26 protein-coding genes, 2 tRNA genes, 1 other RNA gene, 1 pseudogene and 2 riboswitches are annotated in these 25528 nt (G+C 37.5%); of the genes and pseudogenes, 11 read left to right on the forward strand and 19 right to left on the reverse strand.

All coding sequences use genetic code 11. The features are described from left to right. Nucleotides 1-42 precede the first annotated feature (42 nt). On the forward strand, nucleotides 43-1329 hold the full coding sequence (locus C8270_RS04250; protein ID WP_234028621.1) for a T7SS effector LXG polymorphic toxin: 1287 nt from the start codon (nucleotides 43-45) through the stop codon (nucleotides 1327-1329). Between the two features lie 3 nt (nucleotides 1330-1332). Next, the gene (locus C8270_RS04255) at nucleotides 1333-1902 is read left to right on the forward strand and encodes an SMI1/KNR4 family protein (protein ID WP_106495645.1); all 570 of its coding nucleotides are present in this window, start codon (nucleotides 1333-1335) and stop codon (nucleotides 1900-1902) included. A gap of 203 nt (nucleotides 1903-2105) precedes the next feature. On the opposite strand, the gene C8270_RS19705 is transcribed toward C8270_RS04255, so the two are convergent. Further along, nucleotides 2106-2348: a hypothetical protein gene (locus C8270_RS19705; RefSeq protein WP_158701591.1), complete on the reverse strand. Its 243-nt coding sequence runs from the start codon at nucleotides 2346-2348 to the stop codon at nucleotides 2106-2108. Between the two features lie 374 nt (nucleotides 2349-2722). Between C8270_RS19705 and C8270_RS04260 the strand changes: the two genes are divergently transcribed. Continuing rightward, nucleotides 2723-3211 carry a hypothetical protein gene (locus tag C8270_RS04260; protein WP_158701592.1) on the forward strand — a complete coding sequence of 163 codons (489 nt, stop codon included), beginning with the start codon at nucleotides 2723-2725 and terminating at the stop codon, nucleotides 3209-3211. Between the two features lie 509 nt (nucleotides 3212-3720). After that, a complete protein-coding gene (locus C8270_RS04265) occupies nucleotides 3721-4359 on the forward strand; it encodes a hypothetical protein (protein WP_106495647.1) in 639 nt (212 codons plus the stop codon). 463 nt (nucleotides 4360-4822) lie between these two features. On the opposite strand, the gene C8270_RS04275 is transcribed toward C8270_RS04265, so the two are convergent. The 3 genes from C8270_RS04275 to tadA all read right to left on the reverse strand — a co-directional run bounded on the left by C8270_RS04275 (nucleotide 4823) and on the right by tadA (nucleotide 6543). Further along, the gene (locus tag C8270_RS04275; RefSeq protein WP_325034796.1) at nucleotides 4823-4999 is read right to left on the reverse strand and encodes a ParA family protein; all 177 of its coding nucleotides are present in this window, start codon (nucleotides 4997-4999) and stop codon (nucleotides 4823-4825) included. A 740-nt stretch (nucleotides 5000-5739) separates the two neighbouring features. Further along, nucleotides 5740-6005, reverse strand: an RNA gene (gene ffs / locus C8270_RS04280) — signal recognition particle sRNA large type. A gap of 67 nt (nucleotides 6006-6072) precedes the next feature. Next, complete coding sequence (tadA, locus tag C8270_RS04285; RefSeq protein ID WP_106495650.1) at nucleotides 6073-6543, reverse strand: tRNA adenosine(34) deaminase TadA; 471 nt, start codon at nucleotides 6541-6543, stop codon at nucleotides 6073-6075. Between the two features lie 80 nt (nucleotides 6544-6623). Here tadA and C8270_RS04290 point away from each other — a divergent pair, with 80 nt between their 5' ends. Continuing rightward, a complete protein-coding gene (locus C8270_RS04290) occupies nucleotides 6624-7157 on the forward strand; it encodes an isochorismatase family cysteine hydrolase (RefSeq protein WP_106495651.1) in 534 nt (177 codons plus the stop codon). 66 nt (nucleotides 7158-7223) lie between these two features. Next, nucleotides 7224-8522, forward strand: a complete 1299-nt coding sequence (locus C8270_RS04295; protein ID WP_106495652.1) for a LysM peptidoglycan-binding domain-containing protein — start codon at nucleotides 7224-7226, stop codon at nucleotides 8520-8522. A 94-nt stretch (nucleotides 8523-8616) separates the two neighbouring features. Here the strand turns inward: C8270_RS04295 and C8270_RS04300 are convergent, their stop codons facing one another. Together C8270_RS04300 and C8270_RS04305 are read right to left on the reverse strand one after the other, a co-directional pair. Then, nucleotides 8617-9132, reverse strand: coding sequence for a type 1 glutamine amidotransferase domain-containing protein (locus tag C8270_RS04300; RefSeq protein ID WP_106495653.1), 516 nt, complete (start codon nucleotides 9130-9132; stop codon nucleotides 8617-8619). Between the two features lie 98 nt (nucleotides 9133-9230). Continuing rightward, nucleotides 9231-9668 (reverse strand): RrF2 family transcriptional regulator, encoded by a 438-nt coding sequence (locus C8270_RS04305; RefSeq protein WP_106495654.1) that lies wholly within the window; start codon nucleotides 9666-9668, stop codon nucleotides 9231-9233. Nucleotides 9669-9804: 136 nt separating this feature from the next. On the opposite strand from C8270_RS04305, the gene hmpA reads away from it, so the two are divergent. Then, entirely contained in the window at nucleotides 9805-11040 is a 1236-nt protein-coding gene (gene hmpA, locus C8270_RS04310) for an NO-inducible flavohemoprotein (protein ID WP_106495655.1), read from the forward strand. Between the two features lie 46 nt (nucleotides 11041-11086). Here the strand turns inward: hmpA and acsA are convergent, their stop codons facing one another. Further along, the gene (gene acsA, locus C8270_RS04315; RefSeq protein WP_106495656.1) at nucleotides 11087-12802 is read right to left on the reverse strand and encodes an acetate--CoA ligase; all 1716 of its coding nucleotides are present in this window, start codon (nucleotides 12800-12802) and stop codon (nucleotides 11087-11089) included. A gap of 337 nt (nucleotides 12803-13139) precedes the next feature. Further along, a tRNA-Arg gene (locus C8270_RS04320) sits at nucleotides 13140-13212 on the reverse strand. Nucleotides 13213-13354: 142 nt separating this feature from the next. Here C8270_RS04320 and C8270_RS04325 point away from each other — a divergent pair. Then, on the forward strand, nucleotides 13355-14002 hold the full coding sequence (locus C8270_RS04325; RefSeq protein WP_106495657.1) for a deoxynucleoside kinase: 648 nt from the start codon (nucleotides 13355-13357) through the stop codon (nucleotides 14000-14002). Between the two features lie 15 nt (nucleotides 14003-14017). Continuing rightward, nucleotides 14018-14701 (forward strand): deoxynucleoside kinase, encoded by a 684-nt coding sequence (locus tag C8270_RS04330; RefSeq protein WP_106495658.1) that lies wholly within the window; start codon nucleotides 14018-14020, stop codon nucleotides 14699-14701. A 72-nt stretch (nucleotides 14702-14773) separates the two neighbouring features. Here C8270_RS04330 and C8270_RS20800 read toward each other — a convergent pair. Together C8270_RS20800 and C8270_RS04340 are read right to left on the reverse strand one after the other, a co-directional pair. Then, nucleotides 14774-14998, reverse strand: a pseudogene (locus C8270_RS20800) (hypothetical protein); the annotation flags it as partial. A gap of 198 nt (nucleotides 14999-15196) precedes the next feature. Beyond that, nucleotides 15197-15487, reverse strand: coding sequence for a TIGR04104 family putative zinc finger protein (locus C8270_RS04340; protein WP_106495659.1), 291 nt, complete (start codon nucleotides 15485-15487; stop codon nucleotides 15197-15199). Between the two features lie 175 nt (nucleotides 15488-15662). Here C8270_RS04340 and C8270_RS04345 point away from each other — a divergent pair, with 175 nt between their 5' ends. Then, a complete protein-coding gene (locus tag C8270_RS04345) occupies nucleotides 15663-15983 on the forward strand; it encodes a hypothetical protein (protein ID WP_106495660.1) in 321 nt (106 codons plus the stop codon). Nucleotides 15984-16031: 48 nt separating this feature from the next. On the opposite strand, the gene proC is transcribed toward C8270_RS04345, so the two are convergent. From proC to tnpA, 3 genes are all read right to left on the reverse strand, one after another. Next, nucleotides 16032-16850, reverse strand: coding sequence for a pyrroline-5-carboxylate reductase (gene proC, locus C8270_RS04350; protein ID WP_106498443.1), 819 nt, complete (start codon nucleotides 16848-16850; stop codon nucleotides 16032-16034). Between the two features lie 636 nt (nucleotides 16851-17486). Then, the gene (locus C8270_RS04355; RefSeq protein ID WP_106495661.1) at nucleotides 17487-18563 is read right to left on the reverse strand and encodes an RNA-guided endonuclease TnpB family protein; all 1077 of its coding nucleotides are present in this window, start codon (nucleotides 18561-18563) and stop codon (nucleotides 17487-17489) included. 4 nt (nucleotides 18564-18567) lie between these two features. Then, the gene (gene tnpA, locus C8270_RS04360; RefSeq protein WP_106495662.1) at nucleotides 18568-18966 is read right to left on the reverse strand and encodes an IS200/IS605 family transposase; all 399 of its coding nucleotides are present in this window, start codon (nucleotides 18964-18966) and stop codon (nucleotides 18568-18570) included. Between the two features lie 294 nt (nucleotides 18967-19260). Here tnpA and C8270_RS04365 point away from each other — a divergent pair, with 294 nt between their 5' ends. Continuing rightward, the gene (locus C8270_RS04365; RefSeq protein ID WP_106495663.1) at nucleotides 19261-20004 is read left to right on the forward strand and encodes a GTP pyrophosphokinase; all 744 of its coding nucleotides are present in this window, start codon (nucleotides 19261-19263) and stop codon (nucleotides 20002-20004) included. A gap of 73 nt (nucleotides 20005-20077) precedes the next feature. On the opposite strand, the gene C8270_RS04370 is transcribed toward C8270_RS04365, so the two are convergent. The 6 genes from C8270_RS04370 to C8270_RS04395 all read right to left on the reverse strand — a co-directional run bounded on the left by C8270_RS04370 (nucleotide 20078) and on the right by C8270_RS04395 (nucleotide 25472). After that, a tRNA-Ser gene (locus C8270_RS04370) sits at nucleotides 20078-20170 on the reverse strand. 62 nt (nucleotides 20171-20232) lie between these two features. Continuing rightward, the gene (locus C8270_RS04375; protein ID WP_106495664.1) at nucleotides 20233-21441 is read right to left on the reverse strand and encodes a M20 family metallopeptidase; all 1209 of its coding nucleotides are present in this window, start codon (nucleotides 21439-21441) and stop codon (nucleotides 20233-20235) included. A gap of 52 nt (nucleotides 21442-21493) precedes the next feature. After that, on the reverse strand, nucleotides 21494-22312 hold the full coding sequence (locus C8270_RS04380; RefSeq protein WP_106495665.1) for a MetQ/NlpA family ABC transporter substrate-binding protein: 819 nt from the start codon (nucleotides 22310-22312) through the stop codon (nucleotides 21494-21496). 12 nt (nucleotides 22313-22324) lie between these two features. Further along, nucleotides 22325-22975, reverse strand: coding sequence for a methionine ABC transporter permease (locus C8270_RS04385; protein ID WP_106495666.1), 651 nt, complete (start codon nucleotides 22973-22975; stop codon nucleotides 22325-22327). Then, nucleotides 22965-23996, reverse strand: a complete 1032-nt coding sequence (locus C8270_RS04390; protein ID WP_106495667.1) for a methionine ABC transporter ATP-binding protein — start codon at nucleotides 23994-23996, stop codon at nucleotides 22965-22967. Before C8270_RS04390 ends, C8270_RS04385 begins: the two co-directional genes overlap by 11 nt. 73 nt (nucleotides 23997-24069) lie before the next feature. Next, a riboswitch (SAM riboswitch) is annotated at nucleotides 24070-24173 on the reverse strand. Nucleotides 24174-24260: 87 nt separating this feature from the next. Beyond that, a riboswitch (SAM riboswitch) is annotated at nucleotides 24261-24368 on the reverse strand. Nucleotides 24369-24494: 126 nt separating this feature from the next. Continuing rightward, complete coding sequence (locus C8270_RS04395) at nucleotides 24495-25472, reverse strand: NAD(P)H-quinone oxidoreductase (RefSeq protein WP_106495668.1); 978 nt, start codon at nucleotides 25470-25472, stop codon at nucleotides 24495-24497. Nucleotides 25473-25528 lie beyond the last annotated feature (56 nt).

A 25528-nucleotide genomic window follows, 5' to 3' on the forward strand; every position in this document is an offset into this window, starting at 1 on the left:
CATTACCTTTTACACCCAAGTACCAGAATAACTACAGTAAACATCCAATCCTCTAAACAATGGGTCCATGGTCTTGTCTCTTTACCCACACTCGACACAGAAGAATTTAACTCCATGGTACAAAAGGGAAAAAGAAAAGCAAAAAATGATGTGGAACAGCTGTATGATCTGGATCACGAACAAACAAAATCTTTAAATCAAGTAGGGGAAGATCAGAAACTACTCGATCAATACATAAATGAGATGACACGTACCTTTGCCTCTGATTATTCCATTACTACATTTGATGCATTGACCGCCCTAAAACTGCCTTCCCTTCCTACTATTTTAAAGGAAGTATATGGAGAGCCTGTCACAAAGGAAGAGGTAGAAGCTAGTTTATGGACCAAGATAAAAGAGGGCACTGTTGAATTCGGAAAAGGGGTAGTCAACACGGGGAAAGGTGCGGCAATTGGTGTTTATGATGTGGGGAAAGACACATTAGTTGGCATCGGAAACACCGTCATGCACCCGATTAACACAGCAAAATCAATGGGAAATATGATTCTTCACCCCATCGATACTGGCAAATATATTAGTAATGCAATAGCAGATTCATACGAACGCGATATGATCAATGGTGATGCCGAGAGCCGCTCACACTGGGTAACGTATGCACTTGGTACCGCAGCCACAAGAGTGTTTGGCACAAAAGGCGCTGGTACGGTAACAAAGACAGGCGTGGCAACAACCAAAGCGGGCGCAAAGAAAGCTATAACAGTTGCCGATAACGCTACTAAAAGTGTAGACTTGTCGCGGTTTTTACCTTATGCACCGAATTATCAGCTGGCTGGAGGAGCTAGGGTTCCTTATAATGTGGTGGATGGGAACTTTTTGAAGGATCAGTTGGTTTGGCAAGCAGAAAGTTTGAAAAGGGTGGGTAAGGGTTTAGATAATCCTACAACAAGATTACCAAGAACAAATAGAAAATGGGAAGGAGAACCTGTTAATGGAAAATGGTATTCTGATAAACCTGAAGTTAAAAATATAACGAATGGTGAAGGTGTAGAATTTATAAATGGTAGACCTAACTTTTCACCTTGGTCAGAGGGTGATATAGTATTTGAGAAAGGAAAATTAACAGGTACACCAAATGATTTTTCATTAGTGTATGAACAAATACAGCAACAATATAATTTGCCATCAAAGAATTCTGCAAAGAAATTATTAAAACAAGCGGGTGTTACACCACACCATAAGTCAAGTACAGTAATAGAATTAATACCAACTGATTTGCATGGAAATATTCCGCATATTGGTTCGGCATCAGATTTACGAGGAGGGTATTAAAAAATGGAACAATTTAAAAAGAAGTTAGAAACAATAATTGATTTTGATGTAAAAGAGATTAATAATAGTTGGAATGAAGACCATATAAAAAATCTAGAAGGAAAATATAATATAAAGTTACCTCAAGATTATTCATTTTATCTGCAACATTATGGTAATGATTATATCAAAGAAGATTTTTACTTTATTCCTTCAGAAGGTTTATCAAATAAAATTAAGCTAACACAATTTGAAATAGACTCATTTTATGGATTATATAACGATGAAAATAATATTGACGACAAGATAAATTTTTATAAAGATTTATTACCAGCTGATTTAATTCCTATTGCAGATTTACCAGGAGGAGATTTAGTTTGCATTGGAATAAAAGATGACATACAAAATAAAATTTATATTTGGTTTCACGAAATGGATGGAGAAAATATATATTTAGTATCTGACTCCTTCGAAAGTTTTATAATGAACTTTAAAAGAATAAATGTCGAAAGAAATAATTTAGAAAATGTTAAATTAAATATAAGTGATATGTTAAATACATTTCTAAATAATGCATCTAAAAAAATGAAATGATGATAAGTTGCTTAAGTATTATATCTAGAAACCTTGATTGGCTAAATGCCTTTCAAGGTTTCTTTTTCGAGGGGCTACCTAGCGCCGAATGAACCACTTATTATTTTTAGAGTGGAGATAAGCCTTGTAAGCCCTATATGATGTTTTAATAAATTATAAAGTACGTACAACACCTTTAAAACGTATGACCTATTTAATGTATTCTACTTCTTAAAAGTAATCACAAAATCAACAGTTACCAACGTTTTCATCGTCAAATCTTTTACCTTCGTTTTCCCCCAGCCTTTTTCTGGCACAAGGTGTTTTGTGGTTGTTGCCCTGAGACAACAACCACAAAACACCTTATTCCCCCATAAACAAGGCGGATGGAAGGGTACATATCCTAATGGAAAAATTATTACATTTGTACCAGCAGCTAGAAATGAATAATAATCAAAAGATTTCATTCAAATCTTCAATAAATATTTGCTGTTCAAGATTTTTGGTGGATGTTTAACGGTATTAAAATTGCTTTACTTCCTAGAGCTAGAAATATCATGTTGCTTTGGGGGTAGAACAGATAAAATTTGGGATCAGAAAACCCCTATAAAATGTCAAATAACATTTTATAGCGGAAAACATTAATTCCTTGGTGAGTTATATGAAGATGTGGAAGGCTAAAATTACTAGAAGTCACATACATATAGACTGGAACGTATACAAAACGTTCTGGTCTATTTTTTGTTAAATTACAGATACCTATTATAGAATCAGTTACCTGCAAAGGCTGTATAACCTAGATAATTAACAGACAAAATCCTCACATAAAATTGAAGGAGATTTGAAACTACTCGATCAATACATAGATGAGATGACACGTACTTTTGCTTCTGATTATTCCATTACTACATTTGATGCATTGACCGCCCTAAAACTGCCTTCCCTTCCTATTATTTTAAAGGAAGTATATGGAGAGCCCGTCACAAAGGAAGAGGTAGAAGCTAGTTTATGGACCAAGATAAAAGAGGGCACTGTTGAATTCGGAAAAGGGGTAGTCAACACGGGGAAAGGTGCTGCAGTTGGTGTTTATGATGTAGGAAAAGACACATTAGTGGGCATCGGAAACACCGTCATGCACCCGGTTGAAACGGTGGATTCCATGGTGAATATGGTGGTTAATCCTGTCGATACCGAGAAATACATTAGTAACGCAATTGCAGAATCCTTTGAACGTGATATGGTAAATGGGGATGCAGAAAGCCGTTCACACTGGGTTACATATGCACTAGGTACTGCCGCCGGGTGTAACATACTTACGAAAGTGGCTTAAGCTACTGAACAGGGACGTCCTTTATGTTCGGTGTACCAATAAAGTTCCGCCAAGCCTGATTTTCCGGATCTACAAGTTGCTTACAAAGTTGGCGGGAAGAGGAGATTTCTGACTGAGTGAAATATAAATAGTGCATCGAAAGGAATGGACACATCCGAAATGTTGAAACGGCATTAAGACTCCTTCAGAAAGGCATGATTTTACATTCTGAGCGTTTTAACAAGTCTAGTAATGTTTTTTAATACCAAAAAATAGAATAGTGAGCTCAGAAAGGTTTATTACCGAAGAATAAGAGCTATACAGATAAAGAATACACCTCAATCCTAAAAAATCTTTCGCCAAATGGTCAATTATTTGCTGAAATTGACATTGATGATGAAAAATAAAAGATAGGCCTTAATAAATTAGACAAAAAGACTTAAAAGAATAGGTATTATTTCCTTTTTTTATATTTCTGGGGAGGTTTTTTTGTTTATTTCCCGAAGATTGAGTATAAGGAAGGAATGATTATGGTTAAAAATTTATTTGGAAAATCGTTTAGTTTGGTGTTGATTTTTTCACTGACCTTGTTAACAGTTGGCCCTGGTATTGCTAGTGCAGCATCAAAGCAAAATTTGGAAGAAAGTACAAATGAATCAGAATCATTGTGGCTTAATGATTTGAAGGATTCAGGTTATTACTCAGAACAGGAAATTGATGAGATGGTGGCAGAGGTTGAGGAAATAAAGGGGTATTTTAAAAAGGATAATTATGATAATATTTATTTTGATGCAGATAGTGCCCGTAAAAATGGAGTAGATGAAGAATTAATTTTACGTACAAAAGAGGATATGAACAAGCTGAAAACGGATAAAAAAGTTTCAACATTAGCTAGTTGTGCTGGTTCTATGGGGTATTATCCAACTCAGGATATTATCTTTATTGATGATTGTTCGACCGATGATCTTACTTATTGGATAGGCCAGGGAGCAAGTGTAGTTACTATCGCTGGTTTACTTACTTCACTTGTTAATCCTCCAGCAGGAGCGGCTGTCGGGATTGCAGGGGTTCTTATTAACATGGGTGTATCAAGTATTGACCATATGAATCGTGGATATGGTATTGCTATACTTCTAAGAGGCGATGACACTAGGGTAGTCGCGCAATAACTTGAGAAAATTATATTTCTTATATTACAGGGGGGAATATCAAATTAACTTACATGATGCTACAAAAAAACCTTATTTTACGTTTGATATTATCCTTATAGTTCTGGGAGTAATTAGTCTTGTTTTAACATTAGTTGATCGAGAGCATTATTTATTGTATAGCAATATAATAATATTATTATTGTTATTATCATTTTTGGTAAAAGGGATTTACTTCTTGAAAATAAAAAAATTGAAGTATGGGTTAATATCATTCATTGTTGTGATATTAAGTGGTATTGCTATATTTTTAGGTGTCAAATAAGTTGGATTTATAAGAAAAGGGGGTAGCATTATGCTGCTCCCTTTCTGACTTAAATAAAAGGAGAATGAATTTCTTAGTCACGAATTAATGGATTTTTTAACATGCGATTTTTATGAAATTATTAACATCGCCAGTCTCCAAAGATTCTTTTATAGTGTTCTAATAAAATGGCTCAAGATCTTCATAACCACTTACCAACTGAGTCAAGTTCTCCTGACTGTCCATGTCAATTCCCAAAACCTTGTATCCCATCTCACTTAGAAGAAATGCGCTAGGTCCACACATTGTTGTTTTACCTACTCCCCCTTTTTGAAGAGAATAGGTAAACAGTAGCAGTCACTTTTTACCCCCGTCTCCTCATATCTAATACATAAAACCGTAAATACAGTTTTGTGTAAGTATTCTATTTTACTTTTAAAACTTCTGTCAATAGATTACCAATAATGGAAATTTTCACTTTAAAGGTAACTAAAAAACCTTATAAATAGGGTATGGTAGTCCTGTCCAAATCCCTAACTATAAAGAGTAGATAATGGATGAAGTGTAACTCTTTAGCCTTATTGTCTTTTTTTATTCAATTCCACAAATAATAAATCTGAATTTTACAAAATAACAAAAAGATGGTGAATCATAATGTTTGACAATCTATAATATTTTTAATGCAACGCTAGTGATAAAAGATACAAGCATGCACTGGACATTTTAAATAACAATAAAGAAATTAGAGAAATTAATATCATTGGTGGAACAATGGCCTATATGGATAATTATAATAATTATCAGAATCCGCTTTTGGAAAAATTGTATAAGGCAGAAATCCTAAATAAAAAGTTATTAAATTGATGATGGCAATCTTAAAGATACACCACACTATCCGTACGACATGATGCATTATTGGGGTAACTAAAGGATTACTAAATTTAGTCTTACTAAATTTGCATAAAGCTGTGAAGTTGAAGGTATGGCATGCACAGGGGACTAGTGACATCTACACGATAATCAAATGCCAAAATGTATAATTAAAAAGCTGTATCAATGTTATAAAAACATTGATACAGCTTTTTATACTATGTATACCGTGCACCCATCGTCGATGCAACGTCCCTAGGCGTTACTTAAGTTCATGGCTCGACCTAGGCTTCCCCGCGGCACACAGAGATGACCACTTACTGCTGCTTCCTTCCGGACCTGACAGGATTCATGGGTCTCTGTTGCGCAGGACCTCGGTGTCAACACCAATCCCTCAAGGCAGACCCTAAAGTCGCTCCACCTCGGATGGGAATTCAACCTCGCTATAGCGGATTGCGAGTACAGGGCACCGCTACCTCCCCGCTTAGCACGGCAAGTACTATTATAACGAGTTTTTGTGGTAAATGCAATAAAAATTCATGGACAAGGTGAGGGAAACTTTATCCATCCTTTTGCTTTTTCCTTTCACGAAGCTTACGGAAAAAGTCAGTCAAAATCTGTCCACATTCCTTTTCCAACACACCTGAAGTGACTTCTGCTTGATGATTAAAACGGTCATCATCTAACAAATTCATTAATGTTCCGACACAGCCCGCTTTCGGATCAGACGCTCCAAATACAACACGGGCAATCCGCGACTGGATGATAGCACCTGCACACATTGGACATGGTTCGAGTGTTACATAAAGCGTACAATCCTCCAAACGCCAACTACCAATTTTTTTATTTGCCTCTTCAATTGCAATCAATTCCGCATGTGATAGCGTCTGTTGGGATGTTTCCCGAACATTAAATCCAGTAGCAATAACCTTGCCATTATAAACAATTACCGCACCGATCGGCACCTCCCCAGCTTTACCCGCATTAACTGCCTGGTCGATCGCGTCACGCATATACTTTTCATCATTCATTACGAACACCACACTAAATAAAAAGTTTTAAATCCAGGAAACAGGTTAAAAATAAAAGAAGAAATGAAAGGAGCAATTCTATGAATACCTCACTTGAAAATAGTGCTGTTTTATTTATTGATCTTATTAACGATTTTAAATTTGAGCGTGGTGAACGATTACTTCATCACACAAAAGAAATTTTACCACACTTAAAAAAACTAAAATCATTTGCTAAACAAAATAAGCTTCCTGTTATTTATATTAATGATCATTATAACCTGTGGCAAGCAGATTTTCACCGAATCATCGATTACTGTAAAAATGACGGTAGCCGTGAAGTGATTGAAGCAATGAAGCCTGATCCCGATGATTACTTTTTTATAAAACCGAAACACTCGGCCTTTTTCCAAACACCACTACAATCATTGTTGACTCATTTAAACAAGACACACCTAATCATGGCAGGCATTGCTGGTGATATTTGTATATTGTTCTCGGCTAAGGATGCTTACATGTATGAATATTCCTTACATGTCCCTGAAAACTGCATGGCATCCAATGAAAAACAAGGAAATGAATATGCCCTCTATTTAATGCGCTCGGTAATGGATGCAAATACCAGACCAATTTAACAGGCATATTAAAGTTATCCCCCGCATAATGTGTAAGTAGAGTAAAACGGAAAGGGGGAGTTTTTCTTGCAAGTTTATGTAATTGAATCAGGGGATACGCTTTATCAAATTGCAAATACATACGGGACAACAACTGATGCACTTATTGAGGCCAATGAACTCGAAGCGCCAAATAACCTTGTAGTTGGGCAAGCACTGGTTATTCCGATAATTGGGCAATTTTATTTTGTACAATCTGGTGACAGTTTAGCTTCCATTGCCCAAAAGTTTAGTATCTCTGTTCAACAGCTGGCCCAGATCAATAATTTTCCAATTGGAAATGAGCTACCAGTAGGATTGCGGTTATATATCCCTCCACAACCAAAAAGGGAAATCACGGCAAATGCCTATATTGAACCTTACGGGGAAACTGTCTCCCAACCACTAATAAATGCTGCAACAAACAATACTCCATTTCTCACCTATCTGGCTCCATTCAGTTACACGATTAATAATGATGGTACATTAAACCCACCACCATTGGATAACTTCAAACAAATAGCTGCAAACAATAACACAGCCTTAATGCTTGTTGTCTCAAATCTCCAAGGAGGCCAATTTAGCACTGAATTAGGTAGAAGGATCCTAACCAACCAAACCGTTCAAGACAAATTATTGGATACTATTGTTACAACTGCAAATGCTGGTGGCTACCATGATGTTCACTTTGATCTAGAGTTTTTGCCACCAGAGAACAGAGAAGACTATAATTCTTTTTTACGAAAAGCAAGGGATCGACTACATGCCAATGGGTTATTACTGTCAACTGCCTTAGCACCAAAAACAAGCGCAACACAACAGGGGACACTGTATGAGGCACATGATTATGCGGCCCATGGTGAAATTGACGATATGGTTGTATTAATGACATACGAGTGGGGCTATAGTTATGGACCGCCACTGGCAGTATCGCCAATTAATGAAGTGCGTAAAGTAGTCAACTTTGCTGTAAGCGTTATGCCTGCTGATAAAATTTTATTGGGTCAGAATTTATATGGCTATGATTGGACGTTGCCATACGAACAAGGCGGCGAACCAGCAAAGGCAGTTAGTCCGCAGCAGGCAATAACAACTGCGTCTGAGCAAAATGTGGCTATTGAATACGACCAACAAGCACAGGCGCCTTTTTATCACTATACAGAAGCTCAAGGAAATCGCCATGAAGTCTGGTTTGAAGATGCTCGTTCGATTCAAGCAAAGTTTGATTTGATCAAAGAACTCAACCTGCGAGGAATTAGTTATTGGAAACTTGGATTAAGCTTTCCGCAGAATTGGTTATTACTCAGGGATAACTTTACGATAAGGAAAAATATAGGTTCGTCATAAGTGTTAGATGGCAATTAAATGACAGATAATACTACAACTATACGATAAGAAGATATAGAAGTCCCCCAACATATAACGCTGGGGGACTCGTCTATTATTTCAATAAATTTAATGCTTCCCGATTAAACGCTGGAATATCATCTGGCTGGCGGCTTGTTACTAATTGGTTGTTACAAACGACTACTTCTTCATCCTTCACGTTTGCACCTGCATATTCCATATCTACTTGAATGGATTTATAGCCAGTTGCTGCACGTCCCTCCAGTGACTTCGCCGTAATGAGAAGCTGTGGTCCGTGGCAAATCGCAAATACAGGCTTTTTGACATCCATAAAATGCTTGGCAAACGCGACGAATCGATCATCTGCACGTAATTGATCCGGTGAAAATCCACCCGGAATAAATAGTGCATCATAATCATCTGGATTTACATTATCGATTCCTTCGTCAATTGTTACGTTCGCTCGATTATTTTTCCCTGTAACTTCATTGCCTTTTTCTTTTTCAATCGTTACCATTTCATGTCCAGCGTCTTTAAATGCCTTTGCCGGCTCTGTATATTCTACGTCTTCAAACATATTTGTTAAAATTGTTGCTATTTTTTTACCCATTTTTATCCGCTCCTTCAAGAAGATAATACATAATAGGTTTACCCGTCCTTATAAAAATAAAACATAGCTAAAAGATTAGAAATGGACAAGACATACTACTAGTCCATATTCATCAACCGGAGTAAGTATTTATCATTGGTTATCAAATCTTTAAGTGTATATTGATCAAGTACGTGCAAGAAAGCTTGGAGCGCTTCATTTAACACATGCTTTAATTTACATGCGGGTGTAATGACACATTGATTTGTAGCATCATCAAAGCACTCCATTAAGTGGAAGTTATCTTCAAGTTCACGGACAACCTCGCCGACATTTATTTCCTCAGGGTTTTTAGCTAATTGAATTCCGCCATTACGGCCTCTCACTGTATTTAATAGATTCAATTTGTTTAGTTCATGAACGATCTTCCCCAAATGATGTTGGGATATGGAGAACGTTTCGGATATTTCCTTTATACTTGCTAACTCACCGTCAGACTTCATACTGGTGAAAATAAGTACACGCAATGCGTAATCTGTATATTTCTTTAGGTTCATAGTCCTGCTCCTTGTTTACTATTTCACAAATTTGTAAGAAATGATTATCTTTTTCCTATTGTTATGGTGGCAATAGGATTATACAATAAACATGTATATAAAATACATGTTTTAAAAAGAAAAGGAGTGCTTTGCTTTGGCAACACAAGTAACAACGGGATTAGAGAAAGACACTAGGGATATTGTAAAAGCTACTGTACCAATTTTGCAAGAACGTGGCGATGAAATTACAAAGCGATTTTATCAGCTAATGTTCGAAAATCATCCTGAACTAAAAAATATTTTTAACCAAACCAATCAACGAAAAGGGGATCAATCGAAGGCTCTAGCAAACACGGTATATGCAGCAGCTGCTAATATTGATCACTTGGAGGAAATTTTACCTCAAGTCAAACAAATCTCACAGAAGCATAGAAGTTTAAACATAAAACCAGAACATTACCCAATCGTTGGCAAGCATCTATTATTAGCGATGAAAGATGTGTTGGGGGACACGGCTAATGATGATGTCATCAACGCATGGGAAAAAGCATATTCCGTTATTGCTAGCGTATTTATTGATACGGAAAAACAGATGTATCAAGAGATGGAAAATACTGTTGGTGGTTGGATAGACTATCGTGATTTTAAAGTTGTTGACAAAGTAATAGAAAGTGATGTGATTACCTCGTTCTATTTAGAACCAGCTGATGGTAATCCATTTCCAGCATATCAGCCAGGACAATATGTAACGGTCAAAGCTGATATTGAAGGGGAGTCTTATAGTCATTTACGACAATACAGTTTATCATGTGCGCCTGGTGAAGGTGTTTATCGAATCAGTGTTAAACGGGAAGATGCTATAGGTGATAACCCTGCTGGAATCGTATCAAACTACTTGCATTCTCATCTCGAAAAGGGAAGTATTCTACCAATCAGTGCACCATCTGGAGATTTTACGCTAGACCAAAACGATACTCGACCACTTGTTTTAATGAGCGGCGGTGTTGGCCTGACACCGATGATGAGTATGCTGCTCACTACTATAAAATATCAGCCGGAACGTGAGGTTTACTATATTCATGCCGCACAAAATGGCAAGGTACATGCGATGCGGGAAACAGTTCAAAGCTTAGCAGAACAACATAATCACGTGCATGCTTTCACAATATATGATAAGCCATCAACTGAGGATGATGGTAATTATGATAAATTGGGCTACATTGACCATGAATTTCTAAACTCGGTATTGTCAACAAACGATTCTGCTTTTTATTTCTGTGGACCAATAGGATTCATGAAGGCAATGTATCAAAATCTTAAAAAACTACATGTTGCCGATCATGATATTCATTATGAAGTATTCGGCCCTGCAACAGCTATTGCGGAATAGTGATTATATTAAAGGAAGGGTGCCAACGTTCGGCACCCTTTTTCTATTACTCTTCTAATGTCGATGTATCACCTGTTGGTAGACCAAGCTCCCACGACTTCAGCAAACGGCGCATGATTTTACCGCTGCGTGTTTTTGGAATCGTATCCTTCACCTCAAGCTCACGAGGTGCGGCATGTGCTGCTAAGCCTGTTTTGATAAATTGACGTATTTCTTCCAGCAGTTCTGGTGAATCCTCATAACCATCATTTAATGTAATAAATGCTTTAATGATCTCACCACGCTCTGGATCTGGCTTACCGATAACACCTGCTTCAGCAACAGCCGGATGCTCAATTAGCTTGCTTTCTACTTCAAACGGACCAACACGTTCACCAGATGTATTAATGACATCATCTAACCTGCCCTGGAACCAGAAATAGCCATCTTCATCCCTGTACGCACTGTCCCCGGATACATACCAGCCGTTTATAAAGTAACTTTCATATTTCTCCGGACGTTTCCAGATCTTCCGCATCATCGCTGGCCATCCTTGCTTAATTGCCAGATTACCCATTTGGTTTGGTGGCAGCTCATTCCCTTCGTTATCAACAATAGATGCCTCAATTCCCGGGATTGGTTTACCCATTGAACCTGGGCGAATTTCCAGTGATGGAATATTAACAATAAGTTGCGCACCAGTCTCGGTCATCCACCATGTATCATGGATCCGTAAATTAAATGCCTCTAACCCCCATGTAATAACTTCTGGATTTAGTGGCTCTCCAACACTCATAACGTGACGCAATGAGGAAAGGTCATATTTTTTCACAATCTCTTCACCGGCACTAACCAGTTTCCGTAATGCTGTTGGTGCAGTATACCAAACTGATACATTAAATTCAGCCAAAGTTCCATACCATGCATCAGGTGTGAAACGACCACCACGGACTACATTTGTTACACCTTTTAACCAAGGTGCAAAAACACCATAACTTGTACCAGTTACCCAACCTGGATCTGCTGTACACCAATAGATATCATCATCTTTTAGGTCAAGAACCCATTCAGCAGTAGCATATTGCTGAATCATTGCATTATGAACATGATATACCCCTTTAGGTTTTCCAGTAGATCCAGATGTATAATGGATTACCATTCCATCTTCTAGGTCAACCCACTCGATGTCAAAGTCAGTTGATGCCTCTTTCATTTCACTATTATAGTCGATGTATTTAACGGACGTTTCATTGTTATCGCCAACAAGAACAATTTTCTCAAGTGCTGGAAGATCATCTTGAGGTACACGTCCTAACAATTCAGGTGTTGTGATGAGCATTTTTGCTTCACTATCTTGTAAGCGATCGCGAACTGCTTGCTCCATAAATGCTTCAAATAATGGGCCTGCAATAGCTCCCGTTTTTAATATTCCAAAGAATGTAGCGTAAAATTCAGGGCTTCTTGGGAGGAATAAAAACACCCTATCTCCTTTTTCAACATTGTATTTCTTTAATACGTTGGCAAATTGATTACTGCGTTTGCGTAACTCGTCAAATGTCACTTTTTCTTCTCGGTCAGGTGAAGAATATAATAAGGCTGTTTTATCTTTCTTCGTTGGATCTTCTGCATGACGGTCAATTGCTTCATACGCAATATTTACTTTCCCTGTTTTATTCCAGCTAAAGTTTTCTTTCATATCGTCCCATGAAAAATTTTCTCTTGTCTTTTCATAGTTTTGTAAGTTGTAATTACCTTCTTGTGCAGGTATACGTTGCATATCCATCCAATCACCTCATTAATAGTTTTGAAATCGGTTACAATTTCTGTTTATATAGTATATTTTCAACTAACAGCAAAAATGCAATTGAAAATTATTCAAACATTTTGGTAACTTATATTTATTTTAGAACATTTTGTGACATTTTTAAAGTAATAAACTCAAAATAGTGATATTTTTTATGTGGTAATTATTGTGAAATACTAATCTTTATATAAAAAAGGCGGTTTTACGTGAAGTGGTGGAAAGATAATAAAATGAGTAGGCATCCAGGTTAATTAGCTTCAAAAAAATAGCAAGGGCTTCACGAATGAAGCCCTTGCTATATCTAATCTTATCACAACGCCCCCGGCAGGATTCGAACCTGCGACGCATAGTTTAGGAAACTAACGCTCTATCCCCTGAGCTACGGGGGCAAATAAACGAACAATAACTATTATACAAAAAGTAATGAACAATGAAAAGCATAACATCCCTTTTTCCACATGGAACAGTCACTTTTTATATGATAAAATAAAAGACATCTGCTTACACCGTGTTTTGATTGGAGGGGAAGTTATGGCAGAGGTTCCGTTTATCGCAATAGAAGGGCCAATTGGAATTGGGAAAACATCACTTGCAAAAAAACTTTCTGTCCATTTTGATTTTCATTTATTAAAAGAAATTGTCGAGGAAAACCCGTTTCTCGGCAAGTTTTATGAAGATATCGATGAGTGGAGCTTTCAAACGGAAATGTTCTTTTTGTGCAATCGATTTAAACAACTAGAAGATATTGAACAGAAATACTTAAACCAAAACAAGGCAGTTATTGCTGACTATCATATTTCTAAAAACATGATTTTTGCCAAACGCACACTACATCAAGACAAATTTGATAAATACGAACAAATTTACCATATTTTAACGAATGATATGCCTGTGCCAAATATGATGATTTACTTACACGCAAGTCTTGATACTATTTTGACACGGATTAAACAGCGTGGAAGAGACATTGAACAAAACATCAAATCCTCTTACCTGGCACAGCTATCCCAGGACTATGAAGATTATATGAATGAATTCGAGGTGCTTCATCCTGATATTCCGGTAATTCGCATCAATGGTGATGAAATTGATTTCGTCAAACAGCAAGATGATTTGAATGCAATTATAAAACAGGTGGAACATTATCTCACTAATAATAAAGTAATATCCAAACAATGAAGGGGATCACCAACAATGAATTTACGCGAAAAATACCATATTCCAAACGACAGCATTATTACGATTGCTGGTACGGTCGGTGTTGGAAAGTCAACCATGACAAAAGCGCTTGCGGACGCATTACATTTTAAAACTTCCTTTGAAAAGGTCGATGCCAATCCATATTTGGAAAACTTTTATGCTGACTTTGAGCGTTGGAGTTTTCATTTACAAATCTATTTTCTTGCAGAACGTTTTAAGGAGCAAAAAAAGATCTTTGAATATGGTGGCGGATTCATCCAAGACCGCTCTATTTACGAGGATACAGGGATTTTTGCCAAAATGCATTATGAAAATGGCACCATGTCAAAAATCGACTATGACACATATACAAACCTATTTGAAGCAATGGTCATGACACCCTATTTTCCACATCCAGATTTATTGATTTACTTGGAAGGGACAATGGATGAAATTTTGGAACGAATCCAAGACCGTGGTCGCGAAATGGAGAAAAACACACCAATTTCATATTGGGAAGAAATGTATACACGTTATGATAATTGGATTAACAATTTTAACGCCTGTCCCATTTTAAGAATTAATATCTCAGATTATGACTTAATGAAAAAAGAAAATTCAATTGAACCAATACTAGAGAAAGTTGGCCACTTTATTCAACAATCTCGAAAATGGAAATCAAGGGAATTGATCAAGTAAAAAAGAGACGAGGGGATACTGTTATGTATTGCCTCGTTTTCGCTTTTATAACACGCGGGGAAGGATAAAATTTTAAATGGCGACTTCTCGCTTTCGTCTGGCAACTTCCCACTCTCGTCCGGCGACTTTTCGCTTTCGTCCGGCGACTTTTCGCTTTCGTCCGGCGACTTCTCGCTTTTGTCCGGCGACTTTTCGCTCTCGTCCGGCGACTTTTCGCTTTTGTCCAGCGACTTCTCGCTTTCGTCCGGCGACTTTTCGCTTTCGTCCGGCGACTTTTCGCTTTTGTCCAGCGACTTCTCGCTTTCGTCCGGCGACTTTTCGCTTTCGTCCGGCGACTTTTCGCTTTCGTCCGGCGACTTTTCGCTTTCGTCCGGCGACTTTTCGCTTTCGTCCGGCGACTTTTCGCTTTCGTCCGGCTGCTTTCCGCTTTTGTCCGGCTGCTTTCCGCTTTTGTCCGGCGACTTTTCGCTTTCGTCCGGCGACTTCCTGATTTGTTCAGGTCAAATATTCCTTCTCCTTACTAAATTGCTCAATAAAAGGAAACGTACCAACGATTATCATAAATAGGCATACTCCTATAAAGATAATTCCAGTAATCGAAACATCAAATATGGATAATGGGAAAATCAAAAATCCGAGCAGTGAGGAAAGATTCATCCTCCACTGTGACTTTGCGGTAACATAATTTACATGATGACAATTTGGACAGCGTTTTTTAATCCGAAACGTTTTTCTAATCGTCTCCCCATATGTCCATTCATGATGACAATGTTGACATGTCGGCATAATTGTTACACCTCGTTTACGTTATGAACTTCATTATAATTCTATTTCTTTCTCTAATACCATAATTCCTTCAAAAATTGGAAGGAGATTTTTATAAAGCGTGATTTGCATCACCGAAAATATACAATGAATTATATATAGTGAATGTAATGCTTATAAAATGGAGGGAATTTATATGGCTACTGTTCGCATGGAAAATGAAAAAGATATGGTTCTTGAAGCTGACTTGCCTGACTTGCAAATTCTCATTGATGAGGCAACAAGGAATTTTGACAGTTATAAAGATGAGATTGCCATGATCTACGAGAAAATGCCTAAGTTTGATTATAAATACTTTTGCTTTTACGCCTATTCGACCTATCACTTATTAGAAGCGGCGATGGACTTCGATACAAGTAATGTTGGCCACTTTCGCCTGGACGCACCAGAGGAATTTTACTACGCATTCTATGGCATGATTGCAACATTGCATACACAAGCATTAGTTGAAAAATAGCTTTTTATAATGGGAAACAGGCATACATACACTGTTTCCCATTTCCAACTAATCTTCTTTTTCACCTAATTCAATGGAACGGTCCCTCGCACTTCTTACACATTTCATAATGGTTTGTTGAAAATCATCTCTATCCAAGGTTTCAATTGCTGCTTGAGTTGTTCCCCCGGGGCTTGTTATCTTTTCTCTTAATATATTAGCAGGCTCCCCCGTATTCTGAAGCATTTCGCCGGCGCCCACAATGGTTTGAGTAATTAAAGCTTTTGCTATATTTTCATCCAGACCCGCTTCAATAGCCGCCTTTTCCATCGCCTCTACTACATAATAGAAATATGCTGGGCCACTTCCAGAAATACTTGTCACTGCATGCATATCTGCTTCATCGACAATCGTCGTATAACCAATTGTATTAAATAGAATTTCGGCCAATTCAAGATGTTCCTGTCCTGTATTTTCCCCTGCTGTAATTGCTGTTGCTGAAAATCCGATTGATGCTGATGTGTTGGGCATTGCACGAATTATTGGAGCTGTTTTGCCGATTTTCTGATGAATATAGGCAGTTGAAATTCCTGCTACAACAGAAATAATCAATTGACCTGATTGAATGTGTGTTTTAACTTGGTCTATGGCTTCTTCAATATCATATGGTTTTGTGGCAAATATGATGATATCAGCATCTTCTATGGCTTGCTGTTTATCTGTTGTTTCATTAATGTCGTATCGTTGCTGAAGTCTTGCTAAACGTTCTTGATTACTTTTGTTCGTTACAAAGATTTGATGATTCGTTAAAAATCCACTTTTCAAAATTCCAGATATAATCGATTCAGCCATCGAGCCCGCTCCAACAAAACAAACCTTGTTAACCACTTGCACAACACTCCCCTTTAACTAAGCTTTTTCGTAATGCTTGTTGCTTTTTAATTTTGTGGTTGATATAAAATGCGACACAACTTGAAATGATGGTTGGTGCGTTTACCCGCTTCGGAAATACACTTCGCTTTCCGCGGGCGGCTGTACTTATAGAAAAAACCACAGCTTACGTCGCAGTTTATATCTATTACGTAAAAACCCTTTAACTAAAAAACCTCACTCCGTCCTAATTCAAAAGGACGGAGTGAGGTTTACATCCGCGGTACCACCTATTTTGGCATTAACATCTATGCCCAACTTAAATTGGTAACGCAGTACACTGCGGTTAGTTTTTATCTAACAACTCCCAGGTAGGTTCACAACTTTAGCTATCGATGGAATCTTTCAGCCGGTGAATTCCAATCTCTTTCGAACTAATAAATCGTTACTGGCCTGCTCTTCATCATTTTTATATAGATATTTTAAAGTAATATACGCTTTGAGACTCCCACGTCTAAAGACGCAAGCCCTAGTCCTTACGGTGAAACGGGTGGGATTCTTGCATGACTAAGCGTTCACAATTCATTTCTGCTTTGAACAGCCTGCAAGGTGGGGGCATCTCATTGCCCCTCATAGGGCAGAACATATAGTTCCCTACGCTGATTGACTATTACCATCAACCACAGGTGCATATCGAATATTCATAGCACCTACTAAATCACGATGTTTTGTGAATCCGCACTTACACCTGTATTTTCTGTCTTTTGTTTTATTCTTTTCAGAACAATCCGGACACGTTTGGCTTGTGTATGCAGGGTTCACATATTCAACTTTAATTCCTTCTAAATTCGCTTTGTATTCAATGAACTGCGATAGGCGATAGAATGACCATGTGTTCAAGTTCTTTTCATTTTTGCGACTTGTTCGTGTCGTCTGTCTAATGTTCGCTAATTGTTCTAAGCGAATCACAGAAATTTTATTGTCTCTAGCAAAATTAACAATGGCACGACTAATCTTATGGTCTTGATCTTCCATCCAACGTTGTTCTTTATCTTTTGAACTGCGAATAGCATTTAACTTTTTCTTTTTTCCTAATGCTATACGAACAGAACGAAACTTTCTCTTTTTAAACTTGTTCTGCCTGCCATTACCAAAGAAGCGTACCTTTTCATCGTCTGTTACAGCGGCGGCAGGTACTTTAAGACCTAAATCCACCCCCATGACTTTTACACCAGTTCCCTGAACAGTGGGAATTGTGACAGAAATTTGTGCAATCCATTTGTCCGCCTTTTTCGTGATACGTAGTGTACCTAATTTATGTTTTAACAAATCAAAATTACGGTTATCCTTATCTACCAATAAGGCACAAATAGGTGTTTTCTTTGCTTTTCCGTCAATCATGATTGGCATGGAAATATGAGTGAGGTCAAAAGAATAATTTTGATTGTTCCAAATACAAACTGGCTTCTTCAATACTGGAACCGTTTCAAATTTAGTTTTCTTTGCCTTCTTAAAAACACTTTTAGCATCTTTGATTGCTTGGTTTTTCACCGCACTTGGCAGAGGTACATCAATATTTTTACTGGATTTCTTGGTGACTTTCTTTTCTTTCGCCATTTCAGACACAAGATTATTAATCGTTGAAATGTACATTTTACTCATATTCGTCAACGTTAAATCCTGTTCTTTGGTAGGTAACAATTTGATTTTTACAGTGATTGTTTGTGACATAATTTCACCCCCTTGTTTTTTGTTGTTCAACATATTGCTTAATGGTCTGGCTTGATACATTTTCAGCAGTCGAAACAAAATAAGAACGTGTCCACAAACTCTGCAAGTGTCGAAGGTGTGAAAATTCTTCACGCAATTGTTTAGATGTCACTCCCTTTATTTTTGCCATAATGTCCGATGGGCTTAATGTTGGTAGTGCATTTAGAAACATGTGTGCATGATCTTTGTCACATTCTAAAGCAACAACTTTTACTTTTAGCGAATCACATATTTCATGCGTCATTTCTTTAAATCTTTGTTCTACTTTGGCATCCAGAAATATCTTCCTCCGATAGCGAGGACAAAATACAAAATGATAGTTAATCAATGATACAGTTGTCTTTGTTCTTCTATATTCTTCCATAGCTATATTGTATCAGTTTATAATTATAACTGCAATAAATATACACTATAAAGATAGTGGAATTTTCAAATACTTGAAGCACCACAAAACCTTACAGTTAAAAGTGTCACTCCGTATTTGACCTCACTATCATCCCATCCCTAAAGGGGGTACTATCGCAACGGAATGGGCTTTCTTGTTCGGAAAATCTGTAATTAAATATTTGTCAAGGTAATTATGATAATTACATAAGTTCCAGCCGGAGTAAACTTTCGTTATAATAAACATAAGAACAGTAAGAGGGAAGGTATACGAATGGACGATGACACAAAGCAATTACAACAAATGAAAATAATCAAAAATGAATTAACACGATTCATGATGACGTATAAGTTTGGCTTAGATGAGATGAACACTAAATTCAGTATCTTAAAAGAGGAATTTCAACACATTCATGACTATAATCCAATTGAGCATATAAAATCACGATTAAAATCGCCTGAAAGTATTTTAAAGAAAATGTATCGCAAAGACCATGAAATTTCGCTTGAATCAATCAAGCAACATATTCATGATATCGCAGGAATTCGTGTTGTCTGCTCATTCATTTCCGATATTTATAAAATAAGTGAGATGATTCAGCAGCAAAACGATGTTACGGTTATCGAATGTAAAGATTATATACAAAATCCAAAACCAAATGGCTACAAAAGTCTTCATCTTATCCTATCTGTACCTGTTTTTATGTCTGATCGTGAAGAGCAAGTTTTTGTTGAAATTCAAATCCGTACCGTGGCAATGGATTTCTGGGCTAGTCTGGAACATAAAATCTACTACAAATATGATAAATCAATACCAGAAAATTTGACAAAGGAACTAAAGGATGCCGCGACGGTAGCTAATGAATTGGATAAACGGATGGAGCAACTGCAAAGGCAAGTAAATACCATTAAGAATCAGGATGTATCAGAGAGTGAATTGAGTCTGTTACAAGTTAACAATGAGAAGTTTCATTTCCCTACAGACATGTTGCATTCTTTTCTTAAAGACAATGAGTAAATACGAAAATAAAGCCGCTACAAATGTAACGGCTTTATTTTTTATCTCCAAATTTATGCGCTTGTTTAATGAATGGAGGAGGAAGAGGGATTCGAACCCCCGCGGGCTTTGACACCCCTGTCGGTTTTCAAGACCGATCCCTTCAGCCAGACTTGGGTATTCCTCCGTTTCGACAAGAACTAATATACCATGTAAGCATTACCTTGTCAAACGGAAAAATACATTAAACTATGCCTCCACAGTTTTCTCCAGAAACTCTTGATATATATTGTCATATAATGATTTATTGGTCAGGATCTCTAGAATTGTTAGAGCAATTGCTTTCGCGCCCAAGATAAGTGCTTGATCTCCTTTTTCAGATCTAGCTGCTTCTCTGAATTCAGCCGTATGACCTACTAAATCACTTGATCCTATCTTGATATGTGGATGAATAGTAGGAACAACCTGACTAACATTTCCTGTATCGGTGGAGCCTAAAGCTAATTTTTCCTCTGTATGAACTGTCTCCCCTAAATCCTCAATTACTTCTTTAAATACATTGTCAAAGGTACGATTAATAATAAAATTATCCACTTCATTTTGAAATGCAGAGATTTTTACTGTTGCCCCAGATGCCAAGGCTGCTCCATTTGCAATACCTTTTACTTTTTCTGTAACCTCATTTAACACCGTTCGAGTCTGGGCTCTAATAAAGAATCGCGCTTTAGCATATTCAGGCACTATATTTGGTGCAGCACCTCCATCCGTAATGATGCCATGAATCCTAACATCAGACGGCAAGTGTTGGCGCAAAGCATTGATTCCGTTAAATAGTTGGATAACCCCATCTAGTGCATTAATTCCCTTTTCTGGTTTAGCCGATGCATGTGCCGGTTTACCAAAAAATTCAAAATCTAGTGGGTCAACACCCAAGGTTGGTCCAGTTAAATTTGTTTCATTGCCGGGGTGTAGCATAATTGCTGCATCAATATCTTTTAATAAGCCTGCCTTTACAAAGCTTCCTTTTGCACTACCATTTGGACCACCTTCCTCTGCAGGTGTTCCAAGCACAATTAGTTCTCCCCCAATTTCATCAATCACTTTACTTAAGGCTACAGCCGCAGCAACACTTGTTGTTCCAATAATATTATGTCCACACGCATGGCCTATTTCTGGAAGAGCATCATACTCAGCTAAAAAACCAATTCGCAATCCTTCTTTTGTTCCTTTTCTTTTAGCCAAAAAAGCTGTCTCATGTCCTGCTATTCCCTTTTCAATAACAAATCCTTCATGACTAAGAATATCGGTTAATAACCCAGAGGCAAAAAACTCCTCATTGCCAATCTCAGGCTTATCATGTATCGCATGACTTGTATGAACATATTTTTCTTTATTTTCCTCTACATTTTCAATAATACGTTGTTTGATTTGATTCAACCCTTGTGTAATAACAGTCATTATCATCCGCTCCCCTATTTTGATTTATTTGTTTACTTTCTACACCAGAATCCTAGTAACCAATTTTGCTTAACGGTACAAATGTTGGTATTGAGTTTCCATTACGTTCTTCCATAATAAAATCTGCGACATCGTCTGATTGATAAATCTCTGCCAACTTGTTTAATACCTCATCATCTTTGTCTTTTGTTTGAACGGCAATGATATTAATGTATGGTGTTGCTGTTTCATCCTCGTGATAAATGGAATCCTCTAAAGGACTAAAGCCAGCGTCTACTGCTATTCCATTATTAATAATCGATGCATCAACATCCGGTAAAACACGCGGGGTTTGGGCTGCCACTAATGTTTCAATCTGTATGTTCTTAGGATTTTCGGCAATTTTATCAATTGATCCATTCCCATCAAAATCATCTACTAGCTTAATTAGGCCCGCTTCTTGAAGTAGCAACAATCCTCGCCCCATATTTGTTGCCTCTTTTGGTAGAGCAATTGTCGCACCATCGGGTAAATCATCTACTGAATCATATTTTTCAGAGTACAACCCCATTGGTGCAATGACCGTTGTCGCAATTGGAGTAAGATCTAAATCATGTTCTTTAATAAATGCGTCAAAGTATGAAACAGTTTGAAAGGCATTTACATCAATCTCTCCTTCTGCAAGTGCCAAGTTTGGTTGAACATAGTCAGAAAAGCGAACAATCTCAACATCAATTCCCTCCTTTTTTGCCTTTTCTGCAACATAATCCCAAATTGTTGTGTCAGAACCGCTAATTCCTACTTTTACACTTGATGCTGCATCACCACTTGAGCAAGCACTGATACCCATTGACAAAATCATAAGTAATAATAGAAAACCAACTTTCTTCATAATCCTCTCTCCCTATCGTCGTCTAATTTTTCTTGATAATATATTTCCAGTGGATTGTAGACCTTGAACCATGACGACAAGTATCGCCACTGTAATAACCATAACTACCGTGTCAAAGCGCTGATACCCATATGTAATTGCTAAATCTCCGAGTCCACCGCCGCCGATCGCACCAGCCATCGCTGATGCACCGATTAACCCAATTGTTGCAATCGTTAACCCTAATAAAAGTGAACTTAATGCTTCTGGAATTAAAAAGCGAATTATGATTTGTCTCGGTGTTGCTCCCATTGCTTGAGCGGCCTCCATGACACCAGGGTCAACCTCTAACAACGAGTTTTCAATTAACCTAGCAATATATGGGCCTGAAAAAAGTACCATTGGAACAATTGCTGCTGCGGTTCCAATTGATGTTCCTACAACTAATCGGGTAAATGGTATAACTGCAACCATCAAAATAATGAAAGGTATCGAGCGGAACACATTTACAATTGCATTTAAAACATTAAATACCGGAGCATTTTCCCATAAATGTCCTTTACGTGTTACAACGAGCAAGATACCTAATGGTAAGCCAATGATCGTAGCGAATAATAATGAAAATGCAACCATCGAAACTGTTTCCCATAGGGCTGCGATAATTTGATCCCAATCAACTAACATCCTCTAATACCTCCTTCACTGTTACCTTTTGTTGGTTGATATGCATAATAACTCTACTCACTTCTTTTGCTTCACCTGCAAACTTCACGATTAAGTTTCCAAATGGTGTCCCTTGCAATTCTGTAATACTACCAAACAAAACATTTACCTCTACATCAAATCGCTTGGCTATTTGAGATAACAGTGGATAACCTGCCGATTCCCCAACGAACACAATCCGGTAAATTTGATTGGTAGATTCTTGTGATTGAATTAATTGATGAACCGATTCTGGTATTTCATCATGCATGACTGTACTTACAAAGTTATGGGCAGTTTCCGTTTTAGGCTGGGCAAATACATCAAATACAGATCCCGATTCAATCATTTTACCCTGATCAAGCACTGCAACCTTATCGCATATTTCACGGATAACCCCCATTTCATGAGTAATGATTAGAATGGTAATGTTATATTCCTGATTAATTTTCTTCAAAAGCCTCAAGATTGAATTCGTTGTCTGCGGATCAAGTGCCGATGTTGCCTCGTCACACAATAGAATGGATGGCTGTGTTGCCAAGGCTCGGGCAATACCTACTCGTTGTTTCTGGCCACCTGAAAGCTGATCCGGGTAATTATCAGCCTTATCACTCAGTCCGACAAACTCCAACAGTTCATTAACTCTTTTTTTAACTTCTTCCTTAGGCGTCTTCATTAGTAATAATGGCATTGCCACATTCGTAAAAACCGTTTTTGAATTTAATAGATTAAAGTGTTGAAATATCATTCCAATGCTTCGTTTTGCTTCCCTTAATTCCTTTGGGGAAAGACTGAGTAGATCCTGGTTATTTACAACTACTTTTCCAGAAGTCGGTTGTTCAAGTAAATTCACACAACGTATCAATGAACTTTTTCCGGCACCACTAAATCCAATAACACCATATATTTCGCCTTTTTCAATCTGTAAATCAACATCATCCAGTGCCTTTATCTGTTGTTCACCACTTTGGTATATCTTCGTTACATTCTCAAAAGTAATCATAATTCCCCTCCTCTTTAAAATGAAAAAATGCCCCTTCTTGAAAAACAAGAAGAGGCATTTACGAGTTTCCCTCTCCTTATCTTTCAAGCCTATTGCTTGCTGGAATTGGCACAGTACTTTTACAAGTCCGCTGCCGAGGTATCATAGGGCCAGCCCCTCCACCTCTCTGGATAAGAAGTCTTGCTATTTAGTTTTCACATAGAAGTAAAAAATCCCTCCTTATGATATTCATAAGAAGAGATTTGCATTCAATTCCGCTCACTCTTCTTATTTTCCAAGCATATGCTTGTTGGATTTGGCACAGTTCTTTTTATAAAAAGTCCGTTGCCGAGGTTTCGCAGGGCCAATTCCCTCCACCTCTCTGAATAAGAAGTTATAAATTATTCATTTGATATTGTTTAATACAATACTACCGTGACGAATCTTTGTCAATACACTTTTTGAAAAAATTGAAAAAGCGATACCTCACTATGGGATGGTTTCCTTGTTGTATCAATATTAATTAATCGAGATAACTATCTTACCAATGTTTTTATTTGCCTCCATATATCGATGTGCTTCTTGAATATCCTTGAAAGCAAAGGTATGATCAACAATGGGCTTCAACTTTTTCTGATTGAATAAGGGTATTGCTTTTCGAATAAATTCATCTGTCAAAGCTTTTTTATAAGCATCACTTCTTGGAGTTAGCAATGTTCCCTTCAGATGAATTCGTTTTGCAAGAATTGACATTAAATCTACTCGTTCAACCTCTGTTCCACCCAATACACCTATCAGTACCCAGCGGCCATCGATTGCAATGCTTTTTAAGTTTTTCTCCCAATAGGAAGCTCCAATAAAATCAAGTATGACGTTTACACCTTCTTGATTTGTACTTTTTAAAACTTCCTCCGCAAAGTTCTGTTCTTTATAGTTAATTCCAACATCAGCTCCGAGCGACCGACAAAAATCTAACTTCTCTTGTGAGCCCGCTGTTGTAATAATTTTTGCGTTTGTCATTTGCTTTGTTAATTGGATGGCCGCTGTACCAACCCCACTTCCACCTGCATGGATTAAAACTGCATCTTGATCTGTTAGATTACCCAACCAAAATAGAGTTTGGTATGCGGTTAGAAACACCTCTGGAATTGCTGTTGCTTCTTCAAACGATAAATTTTCTGGGATCTGTATCACTCGATCAGCTGGCATAACAACGTATTCTGCATAAGCTCCACCATTTACGAGGCCCATCACACGGGTTCCAACTTCTATATCTGTCCCGTCTGCAGCTTCTACCACTTCTCCGGCAACCTCTATACCTAAAATTGGATTAGGCATATACCCTGATTTACCTTCTCGTGTCATAATATCAGTACGATTGACTGCAAATGCCTTTACCTGAATTAGCAGCTCACCACTGCCTACAGTCGGGTTAGGAAATTCCTGAAATTGTAATTGCTCGGCACCACCAGGTTTATTAACTACAACTGCTTTCATAATAATAGCTCCTTGTAAACTTATTTTTGTTGAAAGTTAGTATATCATAATGGCAT

The sequence above is a fragment of the Lentibacillus sp. Marseille-P4043 genome, assembly GCF_900258515.1.
Classification (GTDB): Bacteria; Bacillota; Bacilli; order Bacillales; family Amphibacillaceae; genus Lentibacillus_C.

Coding starts and splice junctions, on each gene's coding strand:
- C8270_RS04255 (WP_106495645.1), top strand. CDS start 1,333: ATGGAACAATTTAAAAAGAAGTTAGAAACAATAATTGATTTTGATGTA.
- C8270_RS19705 (WP_158701591.1), bottom strand. CDS start 2,348: ATGAAATCTTTTGATTATTATTCATTTCTAGCTGCTGGTACAAATGTA.
- C8270_RS04265 (WP_106495647.1), top strand. CDS start 3,721: ATGGTTAAAAATTTATTTGGAAAATCGTTTAGTTTGGTGTTGATTTTT.
- tadA (WP_106495650.1), bottom strand. CDS start 6,543: ATGAATGATGAAAAGTATATGCGTGACGCGATCGACCAGGCAGTTAAT.
- C8270_RS04290 (WP_106495651.1), top strand. CDS start 6,624: ATGAATACCTCACTTGAAAATAGTGCTGTTTTATTTATTGATCTTATT.
- C8270_RS04300 (WP_106495653.1), bottom strand. CDS start 9,132: ATGGGTAAAAAAATAGCAACAATTTTAACAAATATGTTTGAAGACGTA.
- C8270_RS04305 (WP_106495654.1), bottom strand. CDS start 9,668: ATGAACCTAAAGAAATATACAGATTACGCATTGCGTGTACTTATTTTC.
- acsA (WP_106495656.1), bottom strand. CDS start 12,802: ATGGATATGCAACGTATACCTGCACAAGAAGGTAATTACAACTTACAA.
- C8270_RS04325 (WP_106495657.1), top strand. CDS start 13,355: ATGGCAGAGGTTCCGTTTATCGCAATAGAAGGGCCAATTGGAATTGGG.
- C8270_RS04330 (WP_106495658.1), top strand. CDS start 14,018: ATGAATTTACGCGAAAAATACCATATTCCAAACGACAGCATTATTACG.
- C8270_RS04340 (WP_106495659.1), bottom strand. CDS start 15,487: ATGCCGACATGTCAACATTGTCATCATGAATGGACATATGGGGAGACG.
- C8270_RS04345 (WP_106495660.1), top strand. CDS start 15,663: ATGGCTACTGTTCGCATGGAAAATGAAAAAGATATGGTTCTTGAAGCT.
- C8270_RS04355 (WP_106495661.1), bottom strand. CDS start 18,563: ATGTCACAAACAATCACTGTAAAAATCAAATTGTTACCTACCAAAGAA.
- tnpA (WP_106495662.1), bottom strand. CDS start 18,966: ATGGAAGAATATAGAAGAACAAAGACAACTGTATCATTGATTAACTAT.
- C8270_RS04365 (WP_106495663.1), top strand. CDS start 19,261: ATGGACGATGACACAAAGCAATTACAACAAATGAAAATAATCAAAAAT.
- C8270_RS04375 (WP_106495664.1), bottom strand. CDS start 21,441: ATGACTGTTATTACACAAGGGTTGAATCAAATCAAACAACGTATTATT.
- C8270_RS04380 (WP_106495665.1), bottom strand. CDS start 22,312: ATGAAGAAAGTTGGTTTTCTATTATTACTTATGATTTTGTCAATGGGT.
- C8270_RS04385 (WP_106495666.1), bottom strand. CDS start 22,975: ATGTTAGTTGATTGGGATCAAATTATCGCAGCCCTATGGGAAACAGTT.
- C8270_RS04390 (WP_106495667.1), bottom strand. CDS start 23,996: ATGATTACTTTTGAGAATGTAACGAAGATATACCAAAGTGGTGAACAA.
- C8270_RS04395 (WP_106495668.1), bottom strand. CDS start 25,472: ATGAAAGCAGTTGTAGTTAATAAACCTGGTGGTGCCGAGCAATTACAA.